The organism is Mesorhizobium sp. P2_B11, from assembly GCF_056404855.1.
In genome coordinates, this window is the sequence record NZ_JBFUDF010000001.1 from 488,770 (window position 1) to 501,535 (window position 12,766).

General features: G+C 63.2%; 10 protein-coding genes. 3 read left to right on the plus strand and 7 right to left on the minus strand.

Features of this window, described 5'->3' with window-relative positions:
• The first annotated feature begins 2 nt into the window (after window positions 1–2).
• Window positions 3–1,829: an alanine racemase gene (locus AC1DYJ_RS02225; protein WP_477279583.1), complete on the plus strand. Its 1,827-nt coding sequence runs from the start codon at window positions 3–5 to the stop codon at window positions 1,827–1,829.
• Here AC1DYJ_RS02225 and AC1DYJ_RS02230 read toward each other — a convergent pair whose 3' ends face one another.
• The 7 genes from AC1DYJ_RS02230 to AC1DYJ_RS02260 all read right to left on the minus strand — a co-directional run bounded on the left by AC1DYJ_RS02230 (window position 1,830) and on the right by AC1DYJ_RS02260 (window position 9,015).
• Window positions 1,830–3,206 (minus strand): FGGY-family carbohydrate kinase, encoded by a 1,377-nt coding sequence (locus AC1DYJ_RS02230; RefSeq protein ID WP_477279584.1) that lies wholly within the window; start codon window positions 3,204–3,206, stop codon window positions 1,830–1,832.
• On the minus strand, window positions 3,203–3,520 hold the full coding sequence (rhaM, locus tag AC1DYJ_RS02235) for an L-rhamnose mutarotase (protein ID WP_477279586.1): 318 nt from the start codon (window positions 3,518–3,520) through the stop codon (window positions 3,203–3,205). The genes AC1DYJ_RS02230 and rhaM overlap by 4 nt, the downstream gene beginning before the upstream one ends.
• On the minus strand, window positions 3,520–4,515 hold the full coding sequence (locus AC1DYJ_RS02240) for an ABC transporter permease (RefSeq protein ID WP_477279588.1): 996 nt from the start codon (window positions 4,513–4,515) through the stop codon (window positions 3,520–3,522). The genes rhaM and AC1DYJ_RS02240 overlap by 1 nt, the downstream gene beginning before the upstream one ends.
• Window positions 4,512–5,489: an ABC transporter permease gene (locus tag AC1DYJ_RS02245; protein WP_477279589.1), complete on the minus strand. Its 978-nt coding sequence runs from the start codon at window positions 5,487–5,489 to the stop codon at window positions 4,512–4,514. Before AC1DYJ_RS02245 ends, AC1DYJ_RS02240 begins: the two co-directional genes overlap by 4 nt.
• Complete coding sequence (locus AC1DYJ_RS02250) at window positions 5,486–7,042, minus strand: sugar ABC transporter ATP-binding protein (protein ID WP_477279591.1); 1,557 nt, start codon at window positions 7,040–7,042, stop codon at window positions 5,486–5,488. Before AC1DYJ_RS02250 ends, AC1DYJ_RS02245 begins: the two co-directional genes overlap by 4 nt.
• Window positions 7,043–7,156: 114 nt before the next feature.
• Window positions 7,157–8,152, minus strand: a complete 996-nt coding sequence (gene rhaS, locus AC1DYJ_RS02255; RefSeq protein WP_454578380.1) for a rhamnose ABC transporter substrate-binding protein — start codon at window positions 8,150–8,152, stop codon at window positions 7,157–7,159.
• 59 nt (window positions 8,153–8,211) lie between these two features.
• Window positions 8,212–9,015 carry a DeoR/GlpR family DNA-binding transcription regulator gene (locus AC1DYJ_RS02260; protein WP_192258893.1) on the minus strand — a complete coding sequence of 268 codons (804 nt, stop codon included), beginning with the start codon at window positions 9,013–9,015 and terminating at the stop codon, window positions 8,212–8,214.
• 184 nt (window positions 9,016–9,199) lie between these two features.
• On the opposite strand from AC1DYJ_RS02260, the gene AC1DYJ_RS02265 reads away from it, so the two are divergent.
• Together AC1DYJ_RS02265 and rhaI are read left to right on the plus strand one after the other, a co-directional pair.
• The gene (locus AC1DYJ_RS02265) at window positions 9,200–11,302 is read left to right on the plus strand and encodes a bifunctional rhamnulose-1-phosphate aldolase/short-chain dehydrogenase (protein WP_477279595.1); all 2,103 of its coding nucleotides are present in this window, start codon (window positions 9,200–9,202) and stop codon (window positions 11,300–11,302) included.
• A 94-nt stretch (window positions 11,303–11,396) separates the two neighbouring features.
• The gene (gene rhaI / locus AC1DYJ_RS02270; RefSeq protein ID WP_477279597.1) at window positions 11,397–12,689 is read left to right on the plus strand and encodes an L-rhamnose catabolism isomerase; all 1,293 of its coding nucleotides are present in this window, start codon (window positions 11,397–11,399) and stop codon (window positions 12,687–12,689) included.
• Window positions 12,690–12,766 lie beyond the last annotated feature (77 nt).

Below are 12,766 nucleotides of genomic sequence, written 5' to 3' on the forward strand. Positions count from 1 at the left end.
CGATGTCGGGACCGCAAGTCGCCATCGACCTTGGCCGCATCGAGCGCAACGCCCGCACCATCGTCGAACGCTGTAAGCTCGCAGGCATCAAGGTGTTCGGCGTCACCAAGGGCACCTGCGGCATGCCGCAAGTGGCGCGCGCGATGCTGCGCGGCGGCGTTTCAGGCATTGCCGAATCGCGCTTCGAAAACATCCGCCGGCTGCGCGACAGCGGCATCAATGCGCCGATCATGCTGCTGCGCAGCCCACCCATGGCGCGCGTCGAGGAAGTGGTGCGCACCGTCGACATCAGCCTGCAATCGGAGCTGACCACCATCCGCGAAATATCGCGCATCGCCGAGCGCATGGGCCGCGTCCACGACATCATGCTGATGATCGACCTCGGCGATCTCCGCGAAGGCATCTGGCCGAGCGACCTGATCCCGACCGTCGAGCAGATCCTGGCGTTCAAGGGGGTACGCATCGCCGGCATCGGCACCAATCTCGGCTGTTTCGGCGCCATCATGCCGACGCCGGAAAATCTCGGCCAGCTCGTCGCCCATGCCTACAAGACCGAGCGTCTGTCCGGCAAAAGCCTCGACTTCATTTCCGGCGGCGCCTCGTCGTCGCTGACGCTGCTGCTCGAAGGCAAGCTGCCAACCGGCATCAACAATCTGCGCGTGGGCGAAGCGATCCTGCAAGGCGGCATCGAGACCTTCCGCGATGTGCCGTGGCCGGAACTCGAACCCGATGCCTGCCGGCTGACCAGCGACATTATCGAGGTCAAGCTCAAGCCATCGCGTCCCATAGGCGAATCCGGCTACGACGCCTTCGGCAACCAGCCAGTCTTCCCCGATGAGGGCGACCGGCTGCGCGCCATTGCCAATATCGGCCGCGAAGACGTGCTGGTCGAAGGGCTGACGCCGATCGCCAACGGGGTGCGTGTGCTCGGCGCCTCCAGCGACCATCTGCTGCTCGATGTGCAGGATGCCGACCCGCGACCCGCCGTCGGTGACCGCGTTGCCTTCCGCATGAACTACGGCGCCATGCTGCTCGCGATGACTTCGGAATATGTCGAGAAGGCGCCGATGCATGACGTCGCCGACTTCTCCGGCCGCAAGATGGTGTCGATCTCGGCCGAACGGGAAGCCGCCGGCATTCTCGCCCGCGAAGGCACCGGCGCGCGGCTGGAGGGGATGAATTTCGATGTGGTGGAACTGGCCGACATCGAACGGCCGCCTTCGGGGCTCATCCGGCTCGCTGCCGGCGCCGATCGCAGCATTGCCCACAGGGCGCTGACCGCAACGGCACGCGCGACGCATTCCTTTGGCCTGATCTGGATCGATTCCATCGCCGCTCTGATGCCCGAGGACGAGGACGGGAGCGAATTGCCGGAAGCCTCGGTACTGGCGCGCACGCTCGGTCTCGATCACAAGGCCGGCGCGCTGCAGCCGCAGCTGTCGCCGGAAAATGTCGTCATCATCGGACTGCGCCATGCCGATCCGGCCGAAGCGCGGGTGCTGAAGGATTCGCGCGTCTCGGCCTTCACCATGACCGACATCGACGCCATGGGCATGCGCGACCTCATGCATGAGGCGATCCGCATCGCCTCGTCGGGCACGCAAGGCTTTCATGTCAGCTATTCGCCGACGGCCACCGAATTCGCCGGATGGGCGGCAGGCTCCGGCGGACTGACGGTGCGCGAGACGCACCAGGCGATGGAGGCGGTAGCACTTTCGGGCGGGTTGCTGTCGATGGACGTTTCCGGACTGACTGCCGATCTGGAGCCCAGGATCGCCACCGACGCCGTCAACTTCGTCATGTCGGCCTTCGGCAAGCGGATCCTCTGATCAGCTCCGCGCGTCGACGGCCGCGCGCCAGGCGCTGACATAGGCCGCCCAGATCGGGTCGGGCTGCGGTTCTATCCGCTCGCCTTTGCCGTGCATCGGCTTCTCCTGAGATGCCAGCAGTGCTGCGCCGATGCTGGTGCCTGTGGCCGCCTCGGAGGCGATGATGGTTCGCCCGGTCGCTGCGGCCAGCATGCCGACGAAGAGGCGGTTGCGGGCAAATGGTCCCTCCACGGTGGTCGGCCCGTCGGCGCCGATCAGCTCAAGGCAGGTCGCCGTCATCAGCGCCAGATAGAACGAGATGGCGGCAAAGCGCTCTCCCTTGCTGATGCCGTCGGCGCCAAGCCATGCCGCGGCATGGTGCGGGAACGGCCCCGATCCTTGCTGCGTCGACGGCAACAGCAGCATCTTTTTGGTCAGAACCGCGAGCACATCGCTGCCGCTGCAATCCTGCGGCTTGTCCTTGGTCAGCAGGGAAAATTCACGCCCGCCCATGAAGCGGGCCGAGGGCACGGGAGCGCCCAGCGCGCTGACATTGACCAGCGTGTCGCGCGCCGCATCGAGCGCAATCTCTCTGCCGCCGACCGCCATCGATACCACCCAGGTGCCGGTCGAGACCACCGAGAAGGGCGGCGCGTCGGACAGGAGATGCGGCAGCAGCGAGGCATTCGAATCGTGCAGGCCGCAGAACACCTGCGTCTGTGGATTGAGCCCGGTCCGTTTAGCGATCTCCAGCAGGATCGCGCCGAGGCGGTCCCTGGCCGGCCGCACCGGCGCCATCAGCCTGCGCCATTTCAGGCTGTCGACCATCGAGGAAAAATCGGCCTTCCATGGGTCCCACAGATCGGTGTGGCAGCCAAGCGAGGTCACTTCGTTCGCAGCGACGCCCGTCAGGCGCAAGGCCCAGTATTGCGGGTACATCAGCATCGCGGCGGCCTTGGCGAATTCGGCGGGAAAACGCTTTTGCTGCCAAAAGAACTGCGCACCGAGATTGAGGCCGAGCGGCAGGCGCGGCGTGCCGGTTTCGGTGAAGGGCGGACGGAGCGCGTCATACTCCGAAGCCAGCCTGTCGGGTCCGTCGAACTCATAGTCGAGCACCGGCAGCACCAATTCGCCCGCGGCGTCGACCAGCGCGCCGGTCGCGCCATGAGTGGTGATCGAAATCGCGTCTATGTGCTGTTCGCGGTTGAGGCTGGCGAGGCTGTTGAGGATGAATGTCCACAGCGCCTCGACATCGTGATGCGGGTAGGGTGGCTGCCGCACCGGTGCATTGGCCATGCGGCGCAGCGCGACTTCGCTCAGCGTCGTGAGGTCGACCAGCGCCACCTTGGCGTTGGTCTTGCCGATATCGATGACGGCGATATGGCGAAGTTCGCTCATGCCATATGGAACACGGTTTCCAAGGGGATGGCCACCGGCTCGTTGTCCGGCTTCGTCTCCATGATGTCGGCCATATGGGCCCACCAGCGTTTCATCACCGGATGCTTCGGCAGGTCGGCCATGGAATGATCGTCACGGCGCCACAGCACGCCGAACAGGATGTTGGTCTCTTCATCGAGATGGATCGAATAGTCGGAGACGCCGGCCTCTCTCAGCAGCGCGACGAGCGACGGCCAGATCTCGTCGTGGCGTTTTTTGTACTCGGCCTTCATCCCGGGTTTGAGCTGCATCCTGAAGGCGTATTTCTCAGGCATCAGCGTCCACCACGCAGTCGCCGCCAGACGATCGGCAGCGCGATGACGACGATCAACAGCAGGCCGATGAAGATCGACATGACGATGCCGGGCACGTTGAGCAGGCCGAGCCCGAAGGTCACCAGGCCCATGATGAAGGCGGCGAGCACGACGCCCAAAATGCTGCCGGAGCCGCCCAGGATCGAGACCCCGCCGAGCACCACCATGGTGATGACTTCGAGCTCATAGCCCTGCGCGATCGACGGCCGCGTCGAACCGAGGCGCGAGGTGATCAGCACCGAGGCGATGCCGGCCATCAGCCCGGTCAGGCAAAACAGGATGAATTTGATGCGGCCGACGCGCACGCCGGAAAATTGTGCTGCCACCGGATTGTTGCCGATGGCGAAGACGCGGCGGCCGAAACTCGTGCGATGCAGCAGGAACCAGTAGGCGACGGCCGCTATGAGGAAGAGCACCAGCTCGAACGACACCACCCACCAGACATAGCCCTGTCCGAAGAAAGCGAAACTCTCGGGGTAACCCTTGTAGGCCTGGTCGCCGAGGATGATGAAGGCGATGCCGCGAAACAGGCTCATCGTGCCGATGGTGACGACGATGGAGGGCAGGCCGAGCCTCGTCACCAACAGCCCATTGAAGGCGCCGCAGCCGAGCCCGACGACGATGCCGATCGCCACCAGCACGGGCGTGTCGGCGCCGGCCTGCACCGCCATGCCCATCATGGTCGAGGCGAGCGCAATGATTGCCGCGACCGAAAGGTCGATCTCGCCGGAAATGATCAGCAGCGCCATGGCGAAGGCGATCAGGCCCTTCTCGGTGAAATTGAAGGTCAGGTCCGACAGCGAATAGGCGTCGAGGAAATAGGGCGAAGCGAAACTGTTGATGGCGAAGATCGCGACCGCCACCACGACCAGCAGCGCTTCCCAGGAAAAGATTGCCGAGGAGAGCGGCTTGTCGAGCCGGTCGGGGATGTGGCGCGGTGCCGGAACGTCGCTCATGCCGCCTCCGCTTTTCTGAGGATGATGCGGCCTTGCTGGCGTTCGCCGCGCGCGTTGAGCACGACGGCCAGGATGATGGCGCTGCCCGAGATCGCCATCTGCCAGAAGGGCGAGATGTTGATGACCGGCAGCGCATTGGAGATGATGCCGAGGAACAGTGCGCCGAGCACCGCGCCGCCGACCGAGCCGATGCCGCCGGCGATCGAGATGCCGCCGATGACACAGGCGGCGATGATGTTGAGCTCGTAGCCATTGGCGACCTCGACCGAGGCGATGACATAGCGCGAGATCCAGAGATAGCCGGCGAGGCCACCGATCATGCCGGAGATGCAGAAGACGATGAACTTGGTGCGGCCGACATCGATGCCGGCATAGACCGACGCCGTCGGATTGACGCCGATGGCATAGATCGAGCGGCCAAGTGCCGTGCGTGTCATCACGACGAAGAACAGGGCGATGACCAGAATGGCGATCCACGACAGAACCGGTATGCCGAGGAAGGCCGCGCGCTGGAAGCCGATGAAGTCAGGGCTCATCTTGTCGGCATTGACCCAGGCGCCCCCGGACAAAACGAAAGTCGCGCCGCGATAGATGGTGAGCGTGCCGAGCGTCACCACGATCGAAGGGATGTTCAGCCGCCAGACCAGCAGCCCGTTGATGGCGCCGAGCACCAGCCCGACCAGCAGTGCGATGACGATCAACAGCGGGATCGGGATTTCCGGATGCGCGGCGTTCAGCATCGCCACCACCATGCCGGTGAAGCAGAGGTTGGAGGCCATCGACAGGTCGATCGAGCGCGTCAGGATGACCACCATCTGGCCCAGCGCCAGGATCATCAGGATCGAGGTGTCGTTGAACACCTGGCCGAGATTGCCGGGATCGGCGAAGGCCGGGAAGCGCGTCGAGATGAGAGCGATCAAAACGATGATGGCCGCCGCCAGCCAGATTTCGCGGTATTTCAGGAGAGCCTTCATACCGCGATCCCCGCTGCCGTCCGGACCAGCGTTTCGGCGTCGAGGTCTTTATTGTCGTAGACCGCGGCGACCAGGCCTTCGCGCATAACGACGACGCGGTCGGACATGCCGAGAATCTCCGGCAGTTCCGACGACACCATGATCACCGACAGGCCTTGCGCCACGAGCTCGGCCATGAAGCCGTGCACGGCGGCCTTGGAGCCGATATCGATGCCTTTGGTCGGCTCGTCCAGGATGATCACTTTTGGTGCGGTCGCCAGCCATTTGGCGATGACGATTTTCTGCTGGTTGCCGCCCGACAGCGTGCCGACATCCTGGCTGAGCGAGGAGGCCCTGAGGTCGAGCCGCTCGGTGTAGGAGCGGGCGAGCGAAAACTCTTCCGCCAGCCGCAGCAGGCCGGATTTGGAGGTGCGCTTGAGCGAAGGCAGCGAGACATTCTGGAAGATCGGCAGGCCGATCACCACGCCTTGCTTGCCACGCTCTTCCGGCACGTAGACGATGCCGGCGTCGATCGAATCCGCTGCCGATTTCGGCGCGATCGTCTTGCCTTCCAAAGTGATCGTGCCGGCGCTCGTGCGGGTAATGCCCGAGATCGCTTGCATCACCTCGCTGCGCCCGGCGCCGACCAAGCCGTAGAAGCCGAGGATCTCGCCCTTGTGCAGCTCGAAGCCGACATCGTTGAACTCGGTCGGATGCGACAGACCGGAGACCGACAGCACCGGCGCGCCGATCTCGGCCTTGCGTTGCGGGAAGATGTGGTCGACCGAGCGGCCGACCATCATGCGTACGATCTGGCTCTGGCCGGCATCCTTGATCAGCCCTTCGCCGACCATCTCGCCATCGCGAAACACCGTGTAGCGGTCGGCGATCCGATAAATCTCGTCGAACTTGTGGCTGATGAACAGGATCGCCTTGCCTTCCTCCTTGAGGAATTCGATGAGCAGAAAGAGCTCCTCGATCTCCTTCATCGAAAGGGCGGCGGTCGGCTCGTCCATGATGACGATCTGCGCGTCGATCGACATGGCGCGCGCCACGGCGACGAGATGCTTGTTGGCGATGCCGAGGTCTTTCAGCCGAGCATCGGCGTCGATATGGCCGGCATGCATGGTGTCGAGCACTTCGCGCGCGTTCTTTCGCATCGTGCTCCAGTCGATGGTGCCGAACCGTGTGCGCGGGGCATGGCCGAGAAAAATGTTTTCGGCGACGCTGAGATCGTCGAACAGCACGGTTTCCTGATGGATGGCGGTGACGCCATGGCCGAAGGCGGCATGCGCGCTGGGCAAGGTCACCGGTTGGCCGTCGATGCTGATCGTGCCTGCATCCGGCTGGTAGATGCCGGTCATGATCTTGACCAGCGTCGACTTGCCGGCGCCGTTCTCGCCGATCAGCGCGGTCACCTCCCCGGGGTAGAGCGACAGGCTGACATTGTGCAGCGCGCGCACACCGGGAAAGCTTTTGGAGACGCCCGACAGCGTCAGGCGCGGGGCCACTTTACCCTCCCCCTTGTGGGGAGGGTCGCGAACAACGTGAGCGGGGTGGGGGTCTACTAGCATATCAAGGTCCTGGCACATGGAGATGTCGCCACCCCCACCCCGTCTCGCCGGTTTTGCTTCGCAAGACCGCCTCGCCGACCCTCCCCACAAGGGGGAGGGTACTGGCGCTCCGGATCAATAGATCTTGGAGAACTTCTCGATGTTGGTCTTGTCGAACTGGAAGGGCGGAGCCATTGCAGCCGAGTTCGTATCGTCGAGCGTGACCTTGCCGACGCGGCCGATCGACAGTGTGGCGCCGGGCTTGGCCTCTTCCTTCTTCACCGCCAAATCATGGGCGAGGTAGACGGCGGAGTAACCGAGGTCGATCGGGTTCCACAGCGCAACCGCCTGGCTGGAACCATTGTCGATGAACTTCTTGAACTCGGACGGCAGCGCCAGACCGGTGACATTGACCTTGCCGATCAGGTTTGCATCGGTGACGACCTGGGCGGCGGCAACGACGCCGACGGTGGTCGGCGCGATGATCGCCTTGAGGTTCGGATAGGACTTCAGCAGGCCCTTGGCTTCGTCGGTGCTCTTGGCCGAATCGTCATCGCCATAGACGGTGGCGACGAGTTTGATCTTGGGGAACTTCTCCGGCAAGATTTTCTTGGCCGCGTCGATCCAGGCGTTCTGGTTGGTCGCGGTCGACGAAGCCGACAGGATGGCGACTTCGCCGCCTTCCGGCAGATAGTCGGCGGCAAGCTTGATGATGGTCTCGCCGATCAGCCCGGTGTCGGACGGGTTGAGGTGCAACTGGCGGCCTTCCTTGGCAACCCCCGAATCCCATGAGATGACGGTGATGCCGCGCTCCATGGCCTTCTTCAGTACCGGCACCAGCGCATCGGCGTCATTGGCCGAAATGGCGATGGCGTTGACCTTCTGCGCGATCAGCGAATTGACCACTTCAATCTGCGCTTCAGCGGTCGCCTTGGTCGGGCCGGTGTAGATGATGTCGACATCGCCGAGTTCCTTGGCCGCCTCTTCGGCGCCCTTGTTGGCGGCGTCGAAGAAGCCGTTGCCGAGCGACTTCACCACCAGCGCGATCTTGACGTTTTCGGCATAGGCGGCATTCACGAACATGGCGGCCGAGAATGCCGCTGTGACCATCAATTTCTTCAAAAAGCTCATCTGACGTTCCTCCCTAGAGTTGTTGCATTCCATCACCGCTGCGGGCGTGAGGTTGGCCCTCAGGCCTGCAGCGAAGATTCTTCCTTTGCCGATTTGCGGGCGACGATCAGCGTCACGCCCGCGGTCTCCAGCATGTTGGCTTCGCGATCCTCGATGCCGTCGTCGGTGATGACGGTGGCGATGCGCTTCAGACCACACAGGATCAGGCTGGAGCGCTGGCGGAATTTCGAGGAATCGACCAGCACCACCAGCTCGTCGGCCTGGTCGATCAGTTTCTGTTCCGCCTGGATCAAAAGCGGATCGCCTTCCATCAGGCCGAGTGGCCCCAGTCCCTGCGCCCCCATGAACATGCGGCGCGCATAGAAATTGCGCGTCACGTCATTGTCGAAAGGCGACAGGATGATGTTCTGCTCGCGGTAGATTGTGCCGCCCGACAGCATCACGGTGTTCTTGGAGTGCTTGAGCAGGTGCTCGGCGATCGGGAACGAATTGGTGAAGATCGGCATGCGCCGTCCGGTCAGGAAATGCACCATCTGGAAGGTGGTGGTGCCGCCATTGATGATGATCGGCTCGCCGTCTGTGCACAGCTCGACCGCTTCCCGTGCAATCGCCCGCTTCTGCGACGCATTGAGCGTTTCGTTGACCGAAAAGGGCCGGCCGGCGAGGCCGATGAATTGCGGCGGCGAGATCGCCTCGGCGCCGCCGCGCACCCGGCGCAAGCGCTTTTGCACGTGGAGAGCCGCGATGTCGCGCCGGATCGTCGCCTCGGAGGAGTCCGTCAGATCGACCATCTCCTGCACCGTCACCACAGGTTTTTCCTGGACGGCGGACAGAATGATCCTGTGGCGCTCTTTTTCGTGCATGGTTCCTCCCTGCATCGTCATGAGGCACTAGAAAACAACCAGTGTCAATCATTTCCGATCATAAAATTTCATTGTGCAGTGCAATATGATCGATTCTGATCGTTTGTGATTGACAAGTGGCCTGCTTGCGTAGACATTTCCGGCAAAATGGACTGCACCCTTTTGCGTCCCAGGGAGGATACCTATGCTCGACAAGCGCTCCGGCTCGCGCCTCGCCAACCTTTGGGACGACGCCAAGGCCAAGGGGCTGAGCGGGCCTGAGCTTCTGGTCTATCGTTCGAACACGCTGGGTTCAGACAAGCGCGTCACCAACTATGGCGGCGGCAACACCTCGTCGAAGATCCGGCAGAAGGATCCGCTCACCGGCGCCGATGTCGAAGTGCTATGGGTCAAGGGCTCCGGCGGCGACAGCGCCTCGATCAAGCTCGACGGTTTCGCCACCCTCTACATGGATAAGCTCAGGGCGCTGAAAGGCCTTTATCGCGGCGTCGCGCACGAGGACGAGATGGTGGGCTATCTGCCTCACTGCACCTTCAACCTCAACCCGCGCGCGGCCTCGATCGACACACCTCTGCATGCCTATGTGCCGAAGCCTTTCGTCGACCACATGCATCCCGATGCCATCATCGCCATTGCGGCCGCGAAGGATTCCAAGGCGCTGACGAAAGAAATCTTCGGCGACGCCATCGGCTGGCTGCCTTGGAAGCGGCCGGGTTTCGAACTCGGCCTGTGGCTGGAAAAGTTCTGCGTCGAACATCCCGAGGCCAAGGGCGTCATCCTGGAAAGCCACGGCCTGTTCACCTGGGGCGACAGCCCCAAGGAATGCTACGAAACGACGATCTCGGTCATCAACCAGGCGATCGAGTGGTTCGAGCGCCGCTCCGAGGGTCTCGCCATTTTCGGCGGCGAAGTGGTGAAATCGCTCGACGCCGCCGAGCGCCGCGCCATCGCGGCAAGACTGATGCCGAGGATCCGCGGCCTGATTTCGGAGAAGAGCCACAAGCTCGGCCATTTCGACGATTCCGCCGCCGTGCTCGAATTCGTCAACTCCAGGGATCTGCGCCCGCTGGCCGCGCTCGGCACCTCATGCCCGGATCACTTCCTGCGAACAAAAATCCGGCCGCTGGTGATCGAGTTCGATCCGGCCAAGCCTGATGTCGACGCCGTCATCGCGCGGCTCGCCGACGACATTGCCGAATATCGCGTCGGCTATCAGGCCTACTACGACGGCTGCAAACATCCGGATTCGCCCGCCATCCGCGATCCCAATGCGGTGGTCTATTTGATGCCCGGCGTCGGCATGTTCACCTTCGCCGGCGACAAGGCGACGGCGCGCATCTCCGGCGAGTTCTATGTCAACGCCATCAACGTCATGCGCGGCGCCTCCACCGTCTCGTCCTATGTCGGCCTGCCGGCGCAGGAGGCCTTCGACATCGAATACTGGCTGCTCGAAGATTTGAAGCTGCAGCGCATGCCGAAGCCGAAATCGCTTGCCGGCCAGATCGCCCTGGTCACCGGCGGCGCCGGCGGCATCGGCCGCGCGACGGCCAACCGCCTGCTGCGCGAAGGCGCCTGCGTGGTGCTCGCCGATATCGACGAGACCGCACTTGCCAGCGCCAGCGAGGAACTGGCTAAAGCCTATGGCAAGGACTTCGTCCGGCCGGTTCGGATCAACGTCACCGCGGAAGAGCAGGTCGTCTCCGGCTTTGCCGAGACAGCGGTCGAGTTCGGCGGCATCGACATTCTGGTGTCCAATGCCGGTCTCGCCTCCTCGGCGCCGATCGAGGAGACGACGCTGGCGCTGTGGAACAAGAATATGGATATCTTGTCGACCGGCTATTTCCTGGTCTCGCGCGAAGCCTTCCGGCTGTTCCGCGCCCAGAAGATCGGCGGCAATGTCGTCTTCGTCGCTTCCAAGAACGGGTTGGCCGCATCGCCCAACGCCGCCGCTTACTGCACCGCCAAGGCGGCCGAGATTCATCTTGCGCGCTGCCTGGCGCTCGAAGGCGCGGAAGCGCAGATCCGGGTCAATGTCGTCAATCCCGACGCGGTGCTGCGCGGCTCGAAAATCTGGACCGGCGAGTGGAAGGAACAGCGCGCCGCCGCCTACAAGATGTCGACCGACGATCTCGAAGAACACTACCGCTCGCGCTCGATGCTGAAGCGCTCGGTCTTCCCGGAAGACATCGCCGAAGCGATCTATTTTTTCGCTTCCGAAATGTCGGCCAAATCGACTGGCAACATCATCAACGTCGACGCCGGCAACGCGCAGAGCTTCACGCGCTAGCCCTTCTTCCTTCTCCCCGTTCACGGGGAGAAGGTGGCCCGAAGGGCCGGATGAGGGGCAGCGCTGACGGAACGCATTTGGGAGGAATAGCAGTTTGTCCGAAACCATCATCTCCGCCGACCTCGTCGCCAGTCACAACACCGCTCGCAAACCCGACCTCGAACGCGACTACGCCTCGCTCGGCGAACGCCTCGATCGCCGCGGCATCGCCATCGACGCTATCCGAGCCAAGGTCGAAAAATTCGCCGTTGCCATTCCCTCCTGGGGCGTCGGCACCGGCGGCACCCGCTTTGCCCGCTTTCCAGGCGCCGGCGAGCCGCGCGACATCTTCGACAAGATCGAGGATTGCGCCGTCATCAGCCAGCTGACGCAGGCGACGCCGACCGTCTCCTTGCACATCCCTTGGGACAAGGCCGATCCGAACCGGCTGAAGCAGGCGGCCTCGCGTTTTGGCCTCGGCTTCGACGCCATGAATTCCAACACCTTCTCCGACGCGAAAGACCAGACGCTGTCCTACAAATTCGGCTCGCTGTCGCATGCCGATGCCGGCACGCGCCGGCAGGCCGTCGAGCACAATCTCGAATGCATCGAGATCGGCAGGACGCTTGGCTCCAGGGCGCTGACCGTGTGGATCGGCGACGGCTCGAATTTTCCCGGCCAGGTCAATTTCGCCAAGGCCTTCGAGCGCTATCTCGACGCCATGAAAGAGATCTATGCCGGGCTGCCGGCGGACTGGAAGCTGTTCACCGAACACAAAATGTACGAGCCGGCCTTTTATTCCACCGTCGTCCAGGACTGGGGCACAAACTACCTCATCGCCAAGGAGCTGGGCGACAAGGCCTTCTGCCTCGTCGACCTCGGCCACCATGCGCCCAACGTCAACATCGAGATGATCGTGTCGCGGCTGATCCAGTTCAAGAAACTCGGCGGCTTCCACTTCAACGATTCCAAATATGGTGACGACGATCTCGACGCCGGCTCGATCGACCCCTACCGGCTGTTCCTGGTCTTCAATGAACTGGTCGATGCCGAGCTTTCGGGCGCCGAAGGCTTCGACCCCGCCCACATGCTCGACCAGAGCCACAACGTCACGGACCCGATCGAAAGCCTGATGCTGTCGGCAGTCGAGGTGCAGCGCGCCTACGCCCAGGCGCTGCTGGTCGATCGCAAGGCGCTGGAAGGATTCCAGGACGGCAATGACGCGCTGATGGCGACGCAGACCCTGAAGGCGGCCTACCGCACCGATGTCGAGCCGATCCTGGCCATGGCGCGGCTGAGGACCGGGGGCGCCATCGATCCGGTCGCGGCGTACCGTGCGGCGGGATACCGGGAGAAGGTAGCGGCGGAACGGCCGGCTGTGGCGGGCGGTTCTGGTGGGATTGTCTAGACGCTCCATCGCTTGCGCTTGAGCACCCCTCTCTGTCCTGCCGGACATCTCCCCCGCAAGGGGGGAGATCGGCCGTG